Annotated in this window: 20 protein-coding genes and 1 tRNA gene; 12 read left to right on the top strand and 9 right to left on the bottom strand. The window is 35.9% G+C overall.

All coding sequences use genetic code 11. The features are described 5' to 3' along the window. The first annotated feature begins 33 nt into the window (after nucleotides 1-33). From glgB to clpB, 5 genes are all read left to right on the top strand, one after another. Nucleotides 34-2,301 carry a 1,4-alpha-glucan branching protein GlgB gene (gene glgB, locus AC6EJB_RS00105; RefSeq protein ID WP_498491588.1) on the top strand — a complete coding sequence of 756 codons (2,268 nt, stop codon included), beginning with the start codon at nucleotides 34-36 and terminating at the stop codon, nucleotides 2,299-2,301. Nucleotides 2,302-2,463: 162 nt separating this feature from the next. Continuing rightward, nucleotides 2,464-3,522, top strand: a complete 1,059-nt coding sequence (hemE, locus tag AC6EJB_RS00100) for a uroporphyrinogen decarboxylase (RefSeq protein ID WP_498491587.1) — start codon at nucleotides 2,464-2,466, stop codon at nucleotides 3,520-3,522. Beyond that, nucleotides 3,519-4,529, top strand: coding sequence for an NAD-dependent epimerase/dehydratase family protein (locus tag AC6EJB_RS00095; protein WP_498491585.1), 1,011 nt, complete (start codon nucleotides 3,519-3,521; stop codon nucleotides 4,527-4,529). The genes hemE and AC6EJB_RS00095 overlap by 4 nt, the downstream gene beginning before the upstream one ends. A gap of 30 nt (nucleotides 4,530-4,559) precedes the next feature. Next, nucleotides 4,560-4,910: a plastocyanin gene (gene petE, locus AC6EJB_RS00090; RefSeq protein ID WP_269605036.1), complete on the top strand. Its 351-nt coding sequence runs from the start codon at nucleotides 4,560-4,562 to the stop codon at nucleotides 4,908-4,910. Between the two features lie 385 nt (nucleotides 4,911-5,295). Then, nucleotides 5,296-7,887 (top strand): ATP-dependent chaperone ClpB, encoded by a 2,592-nt coding sequence (gene clpB / locus AC6EJB_RS00085; protein WP_498491584.1) that lies wholly within the window; start codon nucleotides 5,296-5,298, stop codon nucleotides 7,885-7,887. Between the two features lie 41 nt (nucleotides 7,888-7,928). Here the strand turns inward: clpB and AC6EJB_RS00080 are convergent, their stop codons facing one another. Then, entirely contained in the window at nucleotides 7,929-8,402 is a 474-nt protein-coding gene (locus AC6EJB_RS00080) for a 6-carboxytetrahydropterin synthase (RefSeq protein WP_498491583.1), read from the bottom strand. A gap of 78 nt (nucleotides 8,403-8,480) precedes the next feature. Between AC6EJB_RS00080 and hisIE the strand changes: the two genes are divergently transcribed. The 5 genes from hisIE to AC6EJB_RS00055 all read left to right on the top strand — a co-directional run bounded on the left by hisIE (nucleotide 8,481) and on the right by AC6EJB_RS00055 (nucleotide 11,579). Beyond that, nucleotides 8,481-9,125, top strand: coding sequence for a bifunctional phosphoribosyl-AMP cyclohydrolase/phosphoribosyl-ATP diphosphatase HisIE (gene hisIE / locus AC6EJB_RS00075; RefSeq protein WP_498491582.1), 645 nt, complete (start codon nucleotides 8,481-8,483; stop codon nucleotides 9,123-9,125). A gap of 450 nt (nucleotides 9,126-9,575) precedes the next feature. Next, nucleotides 9,576-10,499, top strand: coding sequence for a sigma-70 family RNA polymerase sigma factor (locus tag AC6EJB_RS00070; RefSeq protein WP_498491581.1), 924 nt, complete (start codon nucleotides 9,576-9,578; stop codon nucleotides 10,497-10,499). A gap of 2 nt (nucleotides 10,500-10,501) precedes the next feature. After that, nucleotides 10,502-10,867 (top strand): YkvA family protein, encoded by a 366-nt coding sequence (locus AC6EJB_RS00065; protein WP_498491579.1) that lies wholly within the window; start codon nucleotides 10,502-10,504, stop codon nucleotides 10,865-10,867. Next, nucleotides 10,864-11,196: a hypothetical protein gene (locus AC6EJB_RS00060; protein WP_498491578.1), complete on the top strand. Its 333-nt coding sequence runs from the start codon at nucleotides 10,864-10,866 to the stop codon at nucleotides 11,194-11,196. Before AC6EJB_RS00065 ends, AC6EJB_RS00060 begins: the two co-directional genes overlap by 4 nt. 38 nt (nucleotides 11,197-11,234) lie before the next feature. Further along, nucleotides 11,235-11,579 carry a c-type cytochrome gene (locus AC6EJB_RS00055; RefSeq protein ID WP_498491576.1) on the top strand — a complete coding sequence of 115 codons (345 nt, stop codon included), beginning with the start codon at nucleotides 11,235-11,237 and terminating at the stop codon, nucleotides 11,577-11,579. Here AC6EJB_RS00055 and AC6EJB_RS00050 read toward each other — a convergent pair. The 6 genes from AC6EJB_RS00050 to pyrC all read right to left on the bottom strand — a co-directional run bounded on the left by AC6EJB_RS00050 (nucleotide 11,555) and on the right by pyrC (nucleotide 14,701). Then, nucleotides 11,555-11,824 carry a YciI family protein gene (locus tag AC6EJB_RS00050; protein WP_498491575.1) on the bottom strand — a complete coding sequence of 90 codons (270 nt, stop codon included), beginning with the start codon at nucleotides 11,822-11,824 and terminating at the stop codon, nucleotides 11,555-11,557. The genes AC6EJB_RS00055 and AC6EJB_RS00050 overlap by 25 nt on opposite strands. A 93-nt stretch (nucleotides 11,825-11,917) precedes the next feature. After that, nucleotides 11,918-12,718 carry a tryptophan synthase subunit alpha gene (gene trpA, locus AC6EJB_RS00045; protein WP_498491574.1) on the bottom strand — a complete coding sequence of 267 codons (801 nt, stop codon included), beginning with the start codon at nucleotides 12,716-12,718 and terminating at the stop codon, nucleotides 11,918-11,920. 83 nt (nucleotides 12,719-12,801) lie between these two features. Next, nucleotides 12,802-13,134 carry a DUF3007 family protein gene (locus AC6EJB_RS00040; protein WP_498491573.1) on the bottom strand — a complete coding sequence of 111 codons (333 nt, stop codon included), beginning with the start codon at nucleotides 13,132-13,134 and terminating at the stop codon, nucleotides 12,802-12,804. A gap of 3 nt (nucleotides 13,135-13,137) precedes the next feature. Next, nucleotides 13,138-13,410, bottom strand: a complete 273-nt coding sequence (locus AC6EJB_RS00035; protein ID WP_498491572.1) for an NAD(P)H-quinone oxidoreductase subunit L — start codon at nucleotides 13,408-13,410, stop codon at nucleotides 13,138-13,140. Then, nucleotides 13,410-13,496: transfer RNA gene (locus AC6EJB_RS00030), tRNA-Leu, on the bottom strand. The genes AC6EJB_RS00035 and AC6EJB_RS00030 overlap by 1 nt, the downstream gene beginning before the upstream one ends. Nucleotides 13,497-13,636: 140 nt before the next feature. Further along, nucleotides 13,637-14,701: a dihydroorotase gene (pyrC, locus tag AC6EJB_RS00025; RefSeq protein ID WP_498491571.1), complete on the bottom strand. Its 1,065-nt coding sequence runs from the start codon at nucleotides 14,699-14,701 to the stop codon at nucleotides 13,637-13,639. Between the two features lie 148 nt (nucleotides 14,702-14,849). On the opposite strand from pyrC, the gene AC6EJB_RS00020 reads away from it, so the two are divergent. After that, nucleotides 14,850-15,944 (top strand): calcium/sodium antiporter, encoded by a 1,095-nt coding sequence (locus AC6EJB_RS00020; RefSeq protein WP_498491569.1) that lies wholly within the window; start codon nucleotides 14,850-14,852, stop codon nucleotides 15,942-15,944. A gap of 14 nt (nucleotides 15,945-15,958) precedes the next feature. Here the strand turns inward: AC6EJB_RS00020 and gorA are convergent, their stop codons facing one another. Continuing rightward, nucleotides 15,959-17,320, bottom strand: coding sequence for a glutathione-disulfide reductase (gorA, locus tag AC6EJB_RS00015; protein WP_498491568.1), 1,362 nt, complete (start codon nucleotides 17,318-17,320; stop codon nucleotides 15,959-15,961). 41 nt (nucleotides 17,321-17,361) lie between these two features. Here gorA and AC6EJB_RS00010 point away from each other — a divergent pair, with 41 nt between their 5' ends. Further along, nucleotides 17,362-18,603: a glutathione S-transferase family protein gene (locus tag AC6EJB_RS00010; RefSeq protein WP_498491567.1), complete on the top strand. Its 1,242-nt coding sequence runs from the start codon at nucleotides 17,362-17,364 to the stop codon at nucleotides 18,601-18,603. Between the two features lie 35 nt (nucleotides 18,604-18,638). Here the strand turns inward: AC6EJB_RS00010 and dnaA are convergent, their stop codons facing one another. Continuing rightward, complete coding sequence (dnaA, locus tag AC6EJB_RS00005; protein WP_498491566.1) at nucleotides 18,639-20,042, bottom strand: chromosomal replication initiator protein DnaA; 1,404 nt, start codon at nucleotides 20,040-20,042, stop codon at nucleotides 18,639-18,641.

Raw genomic sequence — 20,042 nt, 5'->3', positions numbered from 1 at the left:
GATTAAGCTAACTAGCTATTTCAGAAATAAGTCATGTCCGTATCTATTATTCTAGATTCTTTGAGAGATGATGGACAAAGACTTTCTGAATGCAGACATGAAAGTCCTTTTTCTATTCTTGGTCCTCAACCGTTTAAAGATAAATGGATAATACGAATATGGATGCCTGAGGCAAGTGCAGTTGAACTAATAACAGAAGAAACGACAATTCAGCTAGAAAATCCCAACCATGAATGGATATTTGAGGGGGTTTTAGAAAAAGATCCTGGTACTAACTATCAAATAAAAGTAAATAGAGGAGGCATTGAACATGTTCAACATGATCCTTGGAGTTTCAGAAAAGAGTGGATGGGTGAAATTGATAGACATCTTTTCGCGGAAGGAAATCACCATCACATATGGCGAAAAATGGGGGCTCACCTCACTGAAATAGATAAAAAGCAAGGAGTTATGTTTTGCTTATGGGCACCTCATGCAAAAAGCGTTTCCGTTATTGGTGATCTCAATTCATGGGATGGCCGGCATCACCCTATGCAAAAACGTCTGGGAGGAATTTGGGAACTATTCATACCTGGTCTAAATGAGGGAGATTTATACAAATATGAAGTCAGGACTGAAAAAGGACATTGCTACGAGAAAGCCGACCCTTATGGTTTTCAACATGAAGTAAGACCTGCGAAAAGCTCAGTCATATCAAAAATCGATTCATTTAAATGGAATGATCAGTCTTGGATATCCAACCGTGACAATAGAGACCCTTTAAACCAACCGATATCGGTTTATGAAATGCATTTAGGGAGCTGGATGCATGCATCTTCAGACGATCCATTTATCAACCAAAACGGAGAGCAAAGAGACCCTGTTCCAGCAGCAGATATGAAACCTGGCTCAAGATTGCTTACATACAAAGAGCTGGCAAATAAACTTATTCCCTATGTCAAAGAAAGAGGCTTCACTCATATCGAGCTTATGCCCATTTCCGAGCACCCTTTTGATGGCTCATGGGGGTATCAAGTTACTGGTTGGTATGCACCTACGAGTAGATATGGATCACCAGATGAGTTTCGTGCGTTCGTTGATTCATGCCATAAAGAGGGAATAGGAATCATTCTCGATTGGGTTCCAGGCCACTTCCCTAAAGATCAGCATGGACTTGCTTATTTTGATGGCAGCCATCTATATGAGCATTCAGATCCCAGAATTGGAGAACACAAAGAATGGGGAACACTAATTTTCAATTACAGTCGAAATGAAGTTCGAAATTTTCTAGTTGCAAATCTAATTTTCTGGTTTGATCAATTTCATATAGATGGAATACGTGTTGATGCAGTTGCCTCAATGCTTTACAAAGACTATCTTCGTCCAGAGGGTGAATGGATACCTAATGAAGATGGAGGGAATGAAAATTTTGAAGCAGTCAGATTTCTACAACAGGCTAATCACGTTCTTTTTCAACATTATCCAGGTGCACTTTCTATTGCCGAAGAATCAACCACATGGACTGGTGTAACCAAACCAACTGATATGGATGGACTCGGTTTCAATCTAAAATGGAACATGGGTTGGATGCACGATATGCTCGATTATTTTGAAATTGACCCATGGTTTAGACAATTCAATCAAAATAACATTACATTCTCCATTTGTTATAACTTTACCGAAAACTTTATGCTCGCTTTAAGCCACGATGAAGTTGTTCACGGAAAAAGTCATCTCTTACACAAAATGCCAGGTGATGACTGGCAGAAGTATGCTAATACACGAGCATTGCTTGCATATATGTGGACACATCCAGGTAAAAAAACAATATTTATGGGAATGGAATTTGGCCAGCGCCAAGAATGGAATGTTTGGGATGATTTGCAATGGGATCTTCTAAATTATGAACCTCACAAAGGAATACAGAAATTAGTAGATGATTTAAATACCTTATACAAAAAAGAGCCTGCTTTATGGAGAAATGATTTTGACGAATACGGATTCCAGTGGATTGATTGCGATGATAATAAAAATTCAGTAATCAGTTTTATGAGAAGAGAAAAAACTGATGGAGAATGGTTGGTAATAGTGGCAAACTTTACACCCCAAAACCACTCTAGTTACAGAATAGGTGTTCCTGTTGACGGGTTCTATGAAGAAATTTTCAACACAGATGCGACTCAATATGGAGGTTCAAATCTAGGTAATATGGGAGGGAAATCAACAGATTCATACAACATACATGGCTATGAAAATTCTATAGATCTTTGCCTTCCTCCTCTTAGCGTTTTGGTTCTTAAGCATAAATCCAAGAAGAATTAAGCCTCCTCGAATAGAAATGTTTCAACCTTGCCTCTTAACCTAATTTCTACTGTCGTCTGGATGTAAAAATTCAAAAGGTATGACGAACTTTTGCAGAGAACCTATTTCATGATTTTTAAAGTTACTGCTTCATGTAAGTTTTTCGATTAAAAGGACAAAATAATGAACGAAACTACTCCTTTACTACTTCGTGCTGCTCGCGGAGAAAATGTTGAGAGACCCCCGGTTTGGATGATGCGCCAAGCGGGGAGATACATGAAGGTATATCGCGACCTGCGTGATAACCATCCAAGTTTTAGGGAAAGATCCGAGAACCCCGATCTTTCTTATGAAATTTCAATGCAGCCTTTTAAAGCTTTTCAACCAGATGGAGTAATACTTTTTTCAGATATATTGACGCCTCTTCCTGGAATGGGCATCAACTTTGACATTGTTGAAAGTAAAGGGCCCTTAATAAATGACCCAATAAGAAGCCTCAAACAGGTTAAAGACCTAAAGCCCCTTCAACCGGAAGAAAGCATGTCTTTTGTTGGTGACGTCCTTGGAAGGCTAAGGGAAAGCGTTGGGAACAAGGCTGCAGTTCTTGGTTTTGTAGGTGCTCCATGGACTCTTGCTGCATATGTTGTAGAAGGGAAAAGCAGCAAAAATTATGCAGTTATAAAAGCGATGGCATTCCAAGAGCCAGAACTACTGCATCAACTTTTAAATCACTTTGCAGAATCAATTGCGAACTATTTGTCCTATCAAATTGAATCAGGGGCTCAAGTAGTTCAAATGTTTGATTCATGGGCAGGGCAACTAAGCCCACAAGATTATGACGAGTTCGCTGCACCTTATCAACAAAAAGTAGTCAATTTAGTAAAAGAGAAACATCCAGATACACCTATGATTTTATATATCTCTGGCAGTGCTGGAGTTCTTGAAAGGATGGGACAAACCGGAGTAGATATTGTCTCTTTAGATTGGACTGTTGACATGGCGGATGGACTAAAAAGGCTACCTCAAACAGTAGGAGTCCAAGGGAATGTTGATCCAGGCCTTTTGTTTGGTACTCCTGATGCGATTAGAGCAAGAATTGTTGATGTCGTCAAAAAAGCCAAAGACAGAAAACATATTCTTAATCTTGGTCATGGAATACTTCCTGGGACACCAGAAGAAAATGCAAGAGTGTTTTTCGAGGCTGGTAAAAACGTCAATGAACTTATAAAAGTCTCATCTTGAAAAACGAAATAATTCTGATCACTGGTGCAAGTGGATGTGTTGGACAATACATAGCAAATTGGCTAATCGAAAACTCAAGTTCAGAATTATTTTTATGGGTTAGAGATCCAAAAAAAATAACTTCAATAAATTTAGAAAATCCAAGGATAAAAATTTTAGTTGGAGATTTGAGACAATCAAATAAGTTCAAGAAAGAAATTTCAGAAGTCAACAGGGTTATTCATACTGCAACTGCTTGGGGAGATCCTAAAAGAGCTAAAGAAGTAAATATTGATGCAGTAAAAAATTTGCTCAATTTACTAAACCCTTCCAATATCAAACAAATTATTTATTTCTCAACTGCAAGTGTTCTTGATAGAAACTTAAAATTATTACCAGAGGCTTTTACCTATGGAACAGAGTACATACAAACGAAAGCACAATGTCTCAGAGACCTCGAATCTCATAAGCTTGCAAATAAGATAATAGCTGTATTCCCAACACTAGTTTTTGGTGGTCGTTTAGACGGAAAAAGTAAATTTCCAACTAGTTATCTGACGGAAGGCCTTAGAGATGCATTGAAATGGATCTGGCTAGCAAGATGGATAAAATTATTCTCAAGGTTTCATTTTATTCACGCAGCAGATATTGCTTTCATTTGTGGGCATCTAGCCACCTCTGATTTCAAACCGGCACAACCTGTTACTGGCACTAATATAAAAAAATTAGTTTTAGGGCAACCCTATATAAGTATTGATGTAGTAATTCAGACGCTTTTAAGATGGAAAGGGATGAGTAAAGTCCCTCAAATCCCTCTTTGGACCTGGCTTATTGAACTTTTAACGGTTTTACTCCCTATACAAATTACAAACTGGGATAAATTTAGTCTTAGACAAAAACACTTTATACATGAACCGGTAACCTCTCCTGAAACCTTTGGAGGTATCAGCTATGCCAAAACTCTAAGTCAAGTTTTACATAATTCTGGTTTAACTAAACACCAAAATGTCAAACAGAGGCTAAAGTAGTAAAATTCAAAAAAGAGAAGAATTAATTTCATGATTCGTTCTATTTCAACAGCCTTATTTGCTTTCTTTGCATTCCTAGTAATTGGCGTATCCAATGTGAATGCTTCAACTGTTGAAGTTAAGCTTGGCACCGATGCAGGAATGCTTGCTTTCGAACCAAGTACACTAAACATTAGCGCTGGTGACACCGTAAAGTTTGTAAACAACAAACTTGCTCCTCATAACGCAGTTTTTGACGGAAATGATGATCTAAGTCATCCAGATTTAGCTTTTGCTCCAGGAGAGTCTTGGGAGAGAACTTTTAGCACAGCTGGAACATACGATTTTTACTGCGAGCCTCACAGAGGTGCAGGCATGGTTGGAAAAATCGTAGTTAACTAAATATCCAAAAGAATTTATTGAGGATGGGGGAAACCCCATCTTTTTTTTTGAAAAAATATATTTAGAAATTGAATCAAAAGCACGGAGCATGATTTTTTTAGAAGAGCAAATATTCCAAGTTAAAAGATCAAAGGATTAATCTTTAGTTAAGAGAAAGCTTTAGTATCATTTAGATAGGAGCATTTTAATTTCAATAAAACTTCTAGTAAATATGAATAATAGGTCTAGAGTAGATAAAATTAAGATATTAAAAAATTCAACCAATTAGTTCCAAAAGCTTAAAGTGATCTCAAAATTTTATTTTGTTTAGAAAAAAAGGTCGGTTTTCTTATATTTTTACAATCAATAGAATTGAATAAAATAAAAATGATAATTAATTTTAAGGATGAAGGTAAATCCTGATGATTTTACTAACAGTGCTTGGCAAGGGATCATTGATGCAAAAGATTTAGCATTAACTGAAAAACATCAGACTTTAGAAACTGAACACCTTTTATGGTCTCTTTTAAAGAAAAATGAAATCGCAATAAAATCAATAGAAAGATCGGGCGGTACAATAAAAAAAATACTCAAAGATATAGAAGAGTTTATAAAGAATCAACCAAAAATGCTAAAGGCACAAGAATCCATTTTCTTTGGCAAAAATATATCTTTATCAATTTCAAGAGCAAAAAATATTAAACAATCATTAAAAGATGATTTTATTTCAAGCGAACATTTAGTGATTTCCCTATTTGATGACGAGAGGGTTTGTCATAGGTTATTTAAACAAAATCAAATCAACAAAAACAGCCTACTTGAGGCTATAAATGCTATTAGAGGGGACAAAAAAGTGACCCAAAAAAATGCCGAAAATAGCTACGAAGCCCTCCAGAAGTATGGCCTAGACCTCACTTCTGCCGCCAGAGATGGAAAATTAGATCCTGTAATCGGAAGAGACGAGGAAATACGAAGAACGATTCAAATACTTAGCCGTAGAACTAAAAATAATCCCGTATTAATTGGGGAAGCTGGCGTGGGAAAAACAGCAATTATTGAAGGTTTAGCACAAAGAATTATCAACGGAGATGTTCCTACAGCCCTTGAGAACCGTCAACTAATTTCCTTAGACATGGGGGCACTTATCGCAGGTGCAAAATTACGTGGTGAATTTGAAGAGAGACTTAAGTCAGTTCTTAAAAATGTCACAGATTCAGAAGGAAAAATAATTTTGTTCATCGATGAAATACATACTGTCGTGGGCGCAGGAGCGAGTGGAGGTGCGATGGACGCTAGTAATCTCCTAAAACCAATGCTTGCCAGAGGTGAACTTAGATGTATTGGAGCAACAACAATCAATGAACATAGAGAAAATTTTGAGAAAGACCCTGCGCTCGAGAGAAGATTTCAGCAAATACTTGTAAAACAACCCACAGTCCAAGATACGATTTCAATCTTACGTGGACTAAAAGAAAGATATGAAGTCCATCATGGTGTTCGTATCTCTGATAATGCTCTCATGGCTGCAGCAATATTGAGTGATAGGTATATACCTGAGAGGTATTTACCTGATAAAGCTATTGATCTAATAGATGAATCAGCCTCCCGTTTAAAGATGGAAATAACATCAAAACCAGAAGAAATTGATGAGATTGATAGAAAAATCATCCAACTTGAGATGGAGAAATTATCTTTGGAAGGTGAGTCAGAGACTTCAAGTAAAGAGAGACTCGAATTAATTACTAAAGAACTGGCATCATTAAAAAAAAGTCAAATTGAAGTAAATAAGAAATGGAAACAAGAAAAAGAGTCAATCGAAGAAATTTCAACACTTAAAGAAGAAATTGAGAAAGTCCAACTAGAAATAGAAAAAGCAAAAAGGAATTATGACCTCAACAGGGCTGCTGAACTTGAATACGGTACCCTTGTAAATTATCAACAAAATTTAAAATCTAAAGAACTTAATCTAAAAAATTCCTCTCAAAATTCAGAAAAATCACTTTTGAGAGAAGAAGTTATAGCCGATGATGTAGCTGAAATAATTGCAAAGTGGACATCTATTCCAGTTAAAAGACTTGCTCAAACTGAAATTGAAAAATTACTCAATCTTGAGTCTGACCTTCAAAAAAAAGTTATTGGTCAAAATAAAGCCGTTCAATCTATATCTTCTGCGATACAAAGATCCAGGACAGGACTTAGTGATCCAGGCAGACCAATCGCAAGTTTTTTATTTTTAGGACCGACAGGCGTGGGCAAAACAGAATTGTCTAAGGCATTGGCTTCTCAACTTTTTGATACTGAAAATGCCCTAATCAAAATAGACATGTCTGAATATATGGAAAAGCACTCTATAAGTCGCTTGATTGGCGCTCCTCCTGGTTACGTTGGCTACGAAGCAGGTGGACAATTAACAGAAGCAATCAGAAGAAAACCTTATTGCGTTTTGCTATTCGATGAAATTGAAAAAGCACATAAAGATGTTTTTAATGTATTGCTACAGATACTTGATGAGGGCCGAGTAACTGATGGGCAAGGAAGAACAACAAACTTCAAAAATACTATTATTATTCTCACCAGTAATTTAGGAAGCGAATTAATCGCTGATATGGATCTATCGAATAATCTGTCGACGAATTTAGATGCACTTATTAATCAAGAACTAAAATCATTTTTCAGACCTGAGTTTTTAAATAGACTTGATGAAATAATCAGTTTCGAACCACTAAACAAAGAATCTCTACTTAAAGTAGTTGATTTACAATTAAACCGTTTACGAGAAAGATTAGAAGCTAAAGGAATCGAGCTTGAGATAAATAATAATGCTCTATCTTTAATTACTGAAATTGGATATAATCCGAGCTATGGTGCGAGGCCCTTAAAAAGAGTCATTCAAAAAGAATTAGAAAGTGAAATAGCAAAATATATTCTAAAAGGCAAATATAAAGAAGGAAGCATCATAAGAATAGAGGAAAAAGATTCAAAATTAATTTTCAACTAGAAAATATAAAAACTGAGTAATCAATATAAAAAAACTATAGACTATAAAGGTTTAAACCACTCAGGGAAAAAGCTATAACTAGCAGAATTAAAATCATTTTCATGCGCTATTGCTTTCCAACAACAAGATCTACCTTTCTCTCTTGAAAATAATAAATCATTAGCCCATCCCCAAACTAATTCAGCAGTTGCTTCCATTCCAACATTATTCATGACTCTAAGATCCAGGACTTCTTCAGAGTGAAGTTTTTTCCATGTTTCAAGAAGAGGATCATCAAAATTGACTAGAAAAGTATGATCAAAATGTTCTCTCAACTTCTCTTCCAAAGGCCTCAGACTTGAAAAATCAACAACAAAGCCATTTTCATCAAGTTTCTTTGAAGCGAAACAAAAGGTAAAGCTTCGACTGTATCCATGAACAAAACGACAATGTCCTTCATGTTTCCATTGACGGTGAGAGCATGGATAGTCTTTAAAATGCTTTGAGCAATTAAATGGAATATCTTTAATCGTCATAAAAAGATGAATAAAAAACCAATAGATGTTTAAATTTGAATAATTAGAGTTAAAAAGCCTAATTAGCTTAGATGAAAAATGCTTTTTATAGATAATCTACATTTTGATCAAAACGGCTTAATTCCAGCCATAGCGCAAGATTGGATCGATGGCTCAATTTTAATGATGGCATGGATGAACAAAGAATCCATTAGAAAAACATTAGAATCTGGTGAAGTTCACTATTGGAGTCGTTCAAGGAAAGAACTTTGGCACAAAGGAAAAACGAGCGGTCATTTTCAAAAATTGAAAGGGATTAGGACTGATTGCGATTCAGATACAATACTTTTATCAATTGAGCAAATTGGTTCAATCGCGTGCCATACAGGAAAAAGAAGTTGTTTCTTTAAGGATTTAGAGACAAATGAAGACGTTCTTTACCCTCCATCTGATGCATGTAGTGAATTATTCAAAGTCATAGATAGACGTAAGAGTAATCCTGAAGAGGGAAGCTATACAAATAGTCTTCTGAATGAAGGCGATAATAAAATCCTAAAAAAGATAGGAGAAGAAACAGCCGAATTTATTATGGCTTGTAAAGATAAAGATCCTATTTCAGTTGCTAATGAGGCTGCAGATCTACTTTTCCATATGCAAGTTTCTTTAGCCCATCAAAACGTTTCCTGGGAAGACGTTCTGAAAGTTTTAGTTAAAAGAAGAGGCGCTCCAAGAAGAAATCAATAAAATCTTATATTATTGTTTGATACAAATGAATGAGGATCTCTAGTAGAGAGGAAAAGGATCAGATTCACAAAAGTCTTGAAAGAGAAAAAAAACAAAACAATCGATTTTCTTAAATCTTTAGGATTCCTCGATTCCCTAAAATTTGTAACAACGCCTGATAGTAATTATTAGAAACTAAAAAATCTTTCAAAAGTTTCATAGATCAAAACAATACTTAAAAAAATCTCTTTTTATATCAAGGGTTTCAAGATATTTTTAGTAAAAAATAATTTAAATAATCTCCTTTCAAAGAAGCCAGGTAAAAAACATATGAAACTTTTTGAAGCTAAATTGAGCTTAAAGAGGCGTTAACAATAGATAAAAGATAAATAATAAATTCCGAACACTTTATTACGCCTATTGAAAGTAAACATTTTTTCTCTAGGTTAATAAGATAAGGAGGAATAAATCGTGAGTTCTTTAAGCGACTTTCTTGGAGAAATAGGAAGACACGAATTGCTCACACCAGAGCAAGAACTCACAATGGGTAGAGAAGTGCAAGCCATGGTTGCACTTAATGAACGCTGCCAGCAAGCTGGAGGTAATGGGCCAGAGTGCGAATATTCAAGCGCTGAGAAGAAAACACTTAAATCAGGCGAGCGGGCCAAGAATCAAATGATCACAGCAAATTTAAGGCTTGTTGTGAATTTAGCCAAGCGTTACCAAGGTAAAGGTCTTGACCTTCTCGATTTAATTCAAGAAGGTACCTTAGGGTTAACAAGAGCAGTTGAAAAATACGATCCCAGAAGAGGGCATCGTTTTTCAACTTACGCTTACTGGTGGATTAGACAAGGATTAAATAGAGCGCTATCTACGCAAAGTAGAACTATAAGAATCCCTGTAAACATAAATGAAAAGCTAACGAAGCTTCGAGCGACCAAGTCTCGGTTAATGCAAGAACTTGGGGTTCATCCCTCAACCAGCCAAATAGCAATAAAAATGAAAATTCCATTGGAAGAAGTAGAAGAATTGCTTGCATGCGAGTTGAGAAGTATCACAGTTAGCTTGCAAGGTGCTGTTAAATCAAAAGCAGATCCTTCAGAGCTTGTAGATATTCTCCCAAGTGAGGAAGTTCCTCCTATGGAACGAGCTGAGCTAGCAGAAAGAAGTGCCTCAGCTTGGTCGTTATTAGATAAATCAAATCTCACACCCAAAGAACGAACAATATTAAGCCTTCGATTTGGTCTAGATGGATCTAATGAGTGGAGGACGTTAGCTGAAGTAGCAAGACAAATGAATTGCAGCAGAGAATATTGCAGACAAGTTGTACAACGCGCGTTAAGGAAATTGAGAAAGACAGGGATTCAAAGTGGCCTTTTAGAGACAAGTATTTAATTGTGGTTAGCTCAAGAAACTCAAATGAAGAGGTATTTGAAGCAGAAGTACTTGAAAGTTCTGTTATCGATGAGGGTGTACTTAAAAAGATCTTATTAAGGGCAGGCAGAGTGATTGCACAGCCTGCTTTAGAAGCATTTGAACTCATCATTGATAACTCAACCCCCCCCCAAGTGAGAATATCTATAATGGGAGCACTAACTTATTTAATTGTTCCTGTTGATTTAATTCCGGACTTTATTCCTGCCTCAGGTTTTACCGATGATCTTGTAGCTCTAACCGCTGTAATAAGCCTTTGGCAGCATCACCTCACTCCAGAGATAAAGTTCAGAGCAAAGTCTAAGTTAAATAAATGGTTTCCTCTATGAGCAAAGAGCGCTGGTCAAAAGATATGGAAGAAGATCTTATTCTGCTTATCAAAGATTGGTTGAAGCAGACTGGTAGAACACAATCAGAACTTTGTCAAACTCTTAATCTCCCTTCGGCAAGAATGCCTACTTTACTTGAATCTTTAAAAAAAGATTTTAACTCTGGTGGCATTCCCAAAATTGCTAATCGACTTTGTGAAGTTGAAGAGTTATGGACAAACGATGAAGGAGGGAAAACAGAAAAGAGCTTTGAATTAAATTCTTCTGGACAACTTGATCTTCTTGACGAAATTTGTGAAGATCTTTCAAAAATTAATTTCAATAAATAAGATTTACACAGCTAAGAAAAAAATTCAAATTTTTTTTCATGAATTTAAGAGATTTTTTAATAATCAGTTTTTGTTGCATATTTTTTTACTTAAGTTTGCCTGAAGATCTCAATGCTATTGAGGCAAATTTAGGGGAAAATCTTTTCAAACACAACTGTGCTGGATGTCACATTAATGGCGGGAACATAATTAGAAGATCAAAGAATTTGAAGATTTCATCATTAACGCGTAATGGAATTAACAATCCAGAAGCTATAGCGAAGATAGCTAGACAAGGGATAGGGATAATGAGTGGTTATGAAGATAAATTAGGAGATAATGGTGATCAAATTGTCGCTAATTGGGTATGGGAACAAGCTCAGAAAGCTTGGACCCAGGAGTAAATTTCGAAATCAGTCCATATTCCCTCTCTCCAGTAGACATCATCTTTTATAAGACTTCTTATATGCTCAATATCTTCAGATTTAAATATTCCAAAAACATATCTATTACATTTTGTCGGTCCTAATGTTATTAAGACACCTTCTTCCTTCAGTAATGAGAGTCTATGTAGATGCTCTTCTCTAAAAGGTGTTCTCTTTAATAGAGCATCTTCACAGTAAGACCCCCAAAGCACAAATTGATCCATGATTTTCAAGTTAAATAAATATAATATTACTCAAGTTAAAAACATAGAAAATAATTCAATGTTAAGCTTTATCTGTTGCTATTTAAAAAAATATTAGTTAGTTGCTGCTCTTAGTTCCTTACAAAAAGAACCGGCTTCTTCGACTTTCATTCCGATAGAGGCATTAGCAATTCTTTTAACTAAAGCACTACCAACAATTGCGCCATCAGCTCCCCATTCTCTAACTTGTTGGATATGTTTTACCTCCGAGATTCCAAAACCCACAGCAATTGGACTAGATGAAGAGTGTTTTAGTTGTTTAACAAGAGTCTCCACATTATCTTCTAGTGACGACCTTTCTCCGGTTACCCCAGTAACACTAACAAGATAAGTAAATCCATTAGAAGTCGTTGCAATTTTTTTCATACGTTCCTTGGGTGTTGTAGGAGCAACAAGTAAAACCAAATCAATTTCTTTGGATTCAGCTATTTTAGAGAGCTTTTCTGCTTCCTCTAAAGGAAGATCAGGAACGACAAGTCCTGAAACACCTACTTTTGAAGCTTGTAAGCAAAATTCTTCCAGACCTTTATTAATAAGTGGATTTGAGTAAGTGAATAAAATTATTGGTATTGTCAATTGATCTCTCAATTCAGACAACATTTTAAAAACCCTGTCAGGAGAAGTTCCCGCAGAGAGAGCTCGAGAAGCTGCTAATTGAATAATCGGTCCATCTGCTAAAGGATCACTATATGGAATGCCTAGCTCAATCATGTCAGCACCATTTGCCTGAAGTTCTAACAAAATCTTTGCTGTGGTTTCCAAATCAGGGTCACCTGCCATAAGGAAAGGCATTAATGCAATTCTTTTCTCCTTTTTTATTTTGGAAAAAGACCTACTAATATTTGTACTTTTCAATGTTCTAAGCCTTGGGTATCTATCTTTTTTATCATTTTTGTATCCCTAAGAGTAAAAAATTATTGAGATTTAGTAATTAAAACTTAAGTTTGTTCAAGACTTTCTTCCTCAACGGTTTTTAGTAATTCAATTTTTTCTTCTTCTGTCATGGCCTCAAACTTTTCTCTAATTTTTTCATCAGTCAATTTTTCATAAGCCTCTCTGTATCTTTTACGTTGCTCCATAAAAGTCATATTCCCAGTAAAAACCCTGGATAGGTAAGAAGCGGTCCATGCAAAAATAATTAAAATTAATATTGACTGTGCTGCAATACCAGCTGTTATTGATTCAAATCCAAGTAACTGAAACACTTCATATCCCAAGCCGCCTAAAACAAAAACAAGCATCCCTATTTGAAAAACCTGTGCTCTTGTCAAAGTTCAAGACTCCTCTTTTCCATTCATTCTTAAATTAAGAAACGGTGCGAACAAAACCATTCCAGGAAAGAAAAGAAACACAAGTCCATATATAAAAAGGCGTTCTAACTTCCCCATAACATTCCAACGATTATTCATCCAATAAAAGAGAAATAAAGGAACTACCAATAAATACGCTACTCCCAATACCGCATAAGCAGATAATGTAAATATCGGATTAACAGCTCCCATTAAGCCAAAAGGGACTAAACACACAATCAAGATAGAAAAGATCATGGGAGTGGGGGGACTTGAACCCCCACGGCCAAAAAGCGGCCAACAGATTTTAAGTCTGGTGCGTCTACCAATTCCGCCACACTCCCCAGTGATAGCAAGGGTTATCATAATGCTAGAGACTTAACTCTAAGCCATTAACATATTAGCGTAAACGTATGTGCTTAAATCAGTACTCTTAAAAATATCTAAGTTAAATAATTATGGGAAGACTCATTCACCAATCTCACTAAAAATGCCCAATTGCCCAGCGAAGAGTTTCTCCTGAATGAAATGGTTTTACAAAATCATTGGGATCACCATCTAGTCCAACGTCAATCATTTGAGGTACGGAAATATTTTTTTTAACTAATGTTATTCTCTCTGTGTTTAAAGGTAATCCATAAAAAGTTGCTCCATTGATACTTGAAAAAGCTTCAAACCTATCCAGGGCATTTTCTTCTTCGAAAACTTTTAAATAGCTTTCCAAAGCGAAAGGGGCATTAAAGATTCCCGCACATCCACATGAGCTTTCCTTAAAGCTACGGGTATGAGGTGCTGAATCAGTTCCAAGGAAAAAGCAAGGTTTACCACTGGTAGCGGCTTGTCTTAGAGCAATACGATGAATTTCACGTTTAGCTGTGGGTAAGCAATAAAAATCACTCCTTAACCCACCATTGAACATTGCGTTTCGATTGATATGTAAATGATGAGGTGTGATTGTAGCGGCTATATCAAACTCACTGTTTTCTACAAAGTCAATTGCATCAATGGTCGTGATGTGTTCTAAAACCACTTTAAGTGATGAAAATCTTCGTAATAAGGGTTCAAGGTGACGCTCAATAAAAACAGCTTCTCTATCAAATACATCAACATTGAAATCGGTCACTTCTCCATGAATCAATAATGGCATACCAATTTTTTCCATCGTCTCAAATAAATTGTCGACTTTACTTATATCTGTAACCCCATACGAGGAATTAGTTGTCACATTAGCTGGATAGAGCTTTGCTCCATGGAAGACACCTTCTCTAAAGCCTCTCTCTAAGAGATCCGCAGGCATATCATCTGTAAGATACGCTGTCATTAATGGGGTAAAAGAAACACCTTCAGGGATAGACTGGATAATTCTTTTTTTATACTCTTGTGCTTGGTTTATAGTAGTTATTGGTGGATCAAGATTAGGCATGATGATTGCACGACAAAACACATCTGCTGTATGACTTAAAACACCTTTTAGAATCTTTCCATCTCTCAAATGCAGATGCCAATCATCTGGCTTTAATAATGAGATTTGATTAACAGAAGCAATCACAGGATTAAAGCTTTTTCAATGTATATCTTATGCAACCTTGATCTATAAGTCTTCAAGTATCAATAAAGGGCTAAGATATTACGATAATACCAAATGAAAATAATATAAATTAATTCACTAATTTAGTTTCTCCATAAATTACTCAATTATGCCATCAATATTTTTGTCATTTTTAGAGCTTATTACTGGGATACTTTTACTTTTTAGCGGTGGAGAGTTCTTTATTCAAGGATCTGTCGCTTTAGCCTTACTCCTTGGGATCCCTCAACTAGTTATTGGTTTAACAATAGTATCTCTCGGGACAAGTGCACCTGAACTATTTGTGAGTGTTAACTCCTCCCTCTCTGGATCAGATAGTCTTGCTTTGAGCAACATTGTTGGCAGCAATATTTTCAATGTGATGGTAGTTCTAGGAGGAAGTGCACTTTTACGACCTTTAAGAGTTGAAAGTCGTCTTGTAAGGAGAGACATTCCTCTTCTTTTAGCAGTCTCAACTGCCGTTTGGGGGATGGCCGCTTCAAAGCTGATAACTTGGCAATTTGGAGTAGCTTTGATAGTTGCGCTGATAATAAATACCACTTGGGAAATTCGCACAGCAAGAGAGGAGCCTCAAAAAACCCAAGAAGCAGAGCCAGTAATCAATATAGAAAAAGACTCAACAAGTTTATTAAATGCAGGCGTGAAATTATTAGGTGGTATTTTCTTGCTGACTCTTGGATCACGGCTGTTAATAGAAGGTGCATCTACTATTGCAGGATTATTAGGTGTAAGTGAAGCCATAATTGGGTTAACGATAGTTTCGCTGGGCACCTCTTTACCTGAGTTGATTACGTCATTAGTGGCCGCTATTCGTGGTCAAACTGATCTAGCAATAGGCAACGTGATTGGAAGTTGTTTATTAAATCAATTACTAGTTTTAGGTAGCTGTTCTGTATTATCTGGAGGCAGTGGTTTAGTGGTTGAGAATTTACTTATAAATAAGGATATTCCTATCATGGTAATTACTACATTTGCGTGCATACCAATTTTTTGGACAAAGGGAATAATAAGTAGAGGAGAAGGTGGTGTTTTATTAGGCTTATATATGCTTTACCTTGCAGACAAAATAATACCTCTAACTCGACCATCTTTACATTCAGCATTCAAAGAATTAGTTTTTATAACCATATCATTATCAATAATAATAATTATTTATAAGACAATTGCTTACTGGTTAAGGCTAAGAAAAAGTTCTAATAAATAATGCCTTCATATAAATTATCTCATTGTCACGAATTCCTCGGCTATTGTAGGATGCAATGCCATTGTATTATCAAAATCAGATTTTTTAGCTCCTAGAACTAATGAGATTGATGCCATCTGAATAATCTCAGATGCATTGTCGCCAATCATATGACATCCCAAGACTTTATTACTATTTCTATCAACTATTAGCTTTAAAATACATTTAGGGCCAGTCTTTGGCAATGATTTAGATAAGGGTCTAAATATTGATCTATATACTTCAATTTTATCTTTTCCAAACGACTGGATAGCCTTCTCTTCAGTTATGCCCACAGAAGCTATTTCAGGCTGACTAAATACAGCATAAGGAACAAAATCATAGTTAACCTTTTGAGCTGATTCGCCATAATTTCTATCAGCAAACTTTCTACCCTCATCAATAGCCACAGGTGTCAAGTTGATCCTGTCAGTTACATCTCCAATAGCAAAGATATTTGAAATATTTGTTTTACTTTCACTATCAACTTTAATTTTATTTTCAAGAGTTTCTATACCCACTTGTTCTAACTTCAACCCCTCTAAAAATGGCTTTCTACCAGTAGCGAAAAGCAATCCATTCGAGTCAAACTCTTTACCTGTATTTGTTTTTATAATTAAAGATCCAGGAGTTCCTTTTATTGATGAAACATTCTCACCAAAGTTAATGTTCATTCCTTTATTTTTCATTGCCTCGGTTAATGCTGAAGAAAGTTCAAAGTCAAACCCTCTTAAAATCCGATCACCTCGAACTAATTGATTAACCTCAACACCTAAACCATGCAATATGCATGCAAATTCGCAAGCAATATAGCCTGCACCAACAATTGTAATTTTTTTTGGAAAGCTTTTAAGCAAAAACATATCATCACTTGTCCAACCTAAAGAAGCACCCTCGATATTTGGTCTTTGAGGTCTGCCTCCCACTGCAATCAAAATTCTTTCTCCCTCAAGTTCATTTAAAGTCTCTCCATTTATTCGATTTTTAATTGCGATACAATTTGAATTTGCAAACTCACCCCAACCTTTAAAAAGTTCAACATTAGCCTTATTTAGAAAATTCTCGTGTAATTCATTCAGCCTTTTTACTTCCTTTCGAACATTAGCTAATAAAGTTTCTGACTCGATCTTTAAATTATCAAAATCAAAACCATAAGATGGTGCAGACAAAAAACTCTCTCTGAGAGAAGACCCACACACTAATAATTTTTTAGGAACACAACCTCTTATTACACAAGTCCCTCCGACAAGATCGCCCTCGACGATCGCTACAGATGCTCCATAACTGGCTGCTTTCTTTGCAGCAGCTAATCCACCGGATCCTGCCCCAATGACAATTAAATCAAAAGACCTTTTCAATTTTGCAACCTAGTATTATTTCTCTATTCTCGTTGAAATAAATGAATCCAACCAGAAATGCAATGAGTTGGGAAGAATTAGCAATATATGCAGCTGATCCCATTGATCAAATCAATGGGTTAAATAACCCATATTCCTCACTTCGTCTTTTTAATAAAGATGAGTCCGAGGCAATTGTTACTCTTTACAGAGACAATCATGCTTGGTGTCCTTATTGCCAAAAAGTTTGGATTTGGTTAGAGCTTAAAAAAATTCCTTACCGGATTAAAAAAGTAACCATGCGTTGCTACGGAGAAAAGGAAAGATGGTATTTAAAAAAAGTGCCCTCAGGAATGCTCCCTGCAATAGAAATTGAAAACCATGTAATCACAGAAAGTGATGAGATCCTATTTGTGTTAGAAGAAATTTATGGGCCCCTAGGTCAATCGCTTAACGAGAAGAAAGTCTTAGAACATAGAAGACTTGAAAGAGAATTATTCTCATCTTGGTGTAATTGGTTGTGTCGCAACTCTCTTTTCCAAGCCCAAGAAGTACAAAAGAAAGAGAATTTCAAAAATATTGCAAAAAAATTTGAAAAAGAACTACAAAAAAATGCTTCGGGATGGCTCACACCAATCTCAACAGAAGATGGAGAAAAGCCTGGATCAGCAGATGTTATTTTTATTCCATATGTTGAGAGAATGAATGCCTCATTGGCTTACTATAAAGGATATTCACTAAGAGAAGAGCACCCTTTTATAAACAAATGGCTTAAAAATCTTGAAAAACTTGAGGAATATAGAGGAACTCAAGGAGATTTTCATACTCATGCACATGATTTACCTCCTCAAATGGGAGGTTGCTTTACTTATTCAAATGCAAACCAACAATTATTTGCTCAAGAAATTGATATCGGCTCTGGATTAGGAGAATTAGAGCTAATAAATTTAAAAGTTGATCAAAAATCAGAACAACAATTTGAGGCATTAGCTTTAGAAAGAGTTATCAAACATAAAGAAAGAATCATTGCTGTAAGCCCAATGAAAAATAAATTATTTGATCAACCATTGAGAGCAGCCTTAACTTCTATGATTTCAAAAAAAGATTGCCGTCCAGAAAAGGATAGTGCCTCTGCTTTGCGTTACCTCCGAGATAGAATTTCAGTACCAAGAGATATGCCTTTATTATCTGGAAGATTGCTTAGGCAAGCTCTTGAGCGAACTGCAAATATTGATGGTAGTGATCTAGGGCCTGAAATACCTACAAGAAATAGGCTAGATCAAAATCCTATAAAGTTTAATTAAAAAATGTAAATCCCTCTCACCATCAAATCTTAAATTCAACGACGTTTTCGTGAATCGATCTGAAGAAGATCTTTTACTTTTTGAACTTGACTTGCCAATTGTGGCTCACTTGATAATTTTTTTTCTACTTGTTCAATAGCATACATAACTGTTGTATGATCTTTCCCCCCAAAAGATTCACCAATACGAGGAAGGCTTAAATCTGTACCATGTCGCATTAGATACATCCCAACTTGTCTTGCCTGACTTACAGGCCTACGTCTACTTGCACTACGCATTTCTTCCTCAGTGACACCGAAAACCTCTGCAACTTTTTCCATCACCTGTTTCGGTTTAACTTCAACTCCTTGTCCAGTCGGATCCAGCATAGGTGCAACTGATTCAACAGTCATGGGGAGACCAGTTATAGAGGCAAATGCAACAGCCCGAGTAAACGCTCCCTCTAACTCTCTTATATTAGAAGTGAATCTTCCAGCTATGAATTGAATCAAATCTCTTGGTAAACGCATCCTTTCATGCTCAGCTTTTTTTTGTAATATTGCCATTCTCGTCTCTAAATCAGGCGCTTGTATATCTGCGATTAGTCCCATTGAAAATCTTGAAATCAATCGTTCTTGTAAACGAGGTATTTGACTTGGAGGCCTATCACTTGTAAGAACAATTTGCCTACCAGCCTCATGCAAAGCATTGAAAGTATGAAAGAATTCCTCCTGTGTATATTCTTTTCCCTCTATGAATTGAATATCGTCAACCAATATCAAATCAGCTTCTCTATACCTATTTCTAAAAGCTTGCATTCCATCTTTTCTAATCGCAACTATCAAATCATTGGTAAAAGTCTCTGTAGAAACATATGCGACCTTTGCTTCTGGATCAATTTCCAATCTGTAATGACCAATAGATTGCATAAGATGAGTTTTACCTAGACCAACTCCACCACAAATAAATAATGGGTTAAACTCTCTACCAGGTGCCTCGGCTACTGCCATTGCAGCAGCATGAGCCATTCGACTATTTGGACCAACAACAAATCTATTAAAATTATATCTAAGATTCAAACTTGGTAGAAATTTTTTTATTGGAGCTTGTTTAGATTTGCCTTCTGAATTATCTCTATTAATAATTAAATTATTTTTATCCACATTTGAAAAATTTTTTTTCTTATTGCTTTTATTAAATGAAAATTCCTCTTTAACTTTTATTTGAACTTTAACTTTATGGCCAAATATCTCTGTTGCAATCTCTTCAATAGTTTGAGAATAATTTTTTCTTAACCAATCACTTGAAAAACTATTTGGAGCTAACAAGGTCAAGCAGCCATCTTTGAAATCAAAGAATTCAGCTGGTCGTATCCAAGTTTCATATGAAGGCTTACTTAAGTTCTTTTGCAGTATTTGCTGAACCTTCATCCATAGCTCATTCCGAGTTGGCACCGGCAT

It is taken from the genome of Prochlorococcus sp. G4PB17 (genome assembly GCF_059772445.1).
This window is presented reverse-complemented; position numbering and strand designations above follow the sequence as displayed.

Excerpts from the sequence above, each read along its gene's own strand:
- AC6EJB_RS00010 (WP_498491567.1), top strand. The coding sequence starts at position 17,362 with ATGAATCCAACCAGAAATGCAATGAGTTGGGAAGAATTAGCAATATAT.
- glgB (WP_498491588.1), top strand. The coding sequence starts at position 34 with ATGTCCGTATCTATTATTCTAGATTCTTTGAGAGATGATGGACAAAGA.
- AC6EJB_RS00080 (WP_498491583.1), bottom strand. The coding sequence starts at position 8,402 with ATGACGATTAAAGATATTCCATTTAATTGCTCAAAGCATTTTAAAGAC.
- AC6EJB_RS00035 (WP_498491572.1), bottom strand. The coding sequence starts at position 13,410 with ATGATCTTTTCTATCTTGATTGTGTGTTTAGTCCCTTTTGGCTTAATG.
- clpB (WP_498491584.1), top strand. The coding sequence starts at position 5,296 with ATGAAGGTAAATCCTGATGATTTTACTAACAGTGCTTGGCAAGGGATC.
- AC6EJB_RS00020 (WP_498491569.1), top strand. The coding sequence starts at position 14,850 with ATGCCATCAATATTTTTGTCATTTTTAGAGCTTATTACTGGGATACTT.
- hisIE (WP_498491582.1), top strand. The coding sequence starts at position 8,481 with ATGCTTTTTATAGATAATCTACATTTTGATCAAAACGGCTTAATTCCA.
- dnaA (WP_498491566.1), bottom strand. The coding sequence starts at position 20,042 with ATGCCGGTGCCAACTCGGAATGAGCTATGGATGAAGGTTCAGCAAATA.
- petE (WP_269605036.1), top strand. The coding sequence starts at position 4,560 with ATGATTCGTTCTATTTCAACAGCCTTATTTGCTTTCTTTGCATTCCTA.
- AC6EJB_RS00050 (WP_498491575.1), bottom strand. The coding sequence starts at position 11,824 with ATGGATCAATTTGTGCTTTGGGGGTCTTACTGTGAAGATGCTCTATTA.
- AC6EJB_RS00060 (WP_498491578.1), top strand. The coding sequence starts at position 10,864 with ATGAGCAAAGAGCGCTGGTCAAAAGATATGGAAGAAGATCTTATTCTG.
- hemE (WP_498491587.1), top strand. The coding sequence starts at position 2,464 with ATGAACGAAACTACTCCTTTACTACTTCGTGCTGCTCGCGGAGAAAAT.
- AC6EJB_RS00055 (WP_498491576.1), top strand. The coding sequence starts at position 11,235 with ATGAATTTAAGAGATTTTTTAATAATCAGTTTTTGTTGCATATTTTTT.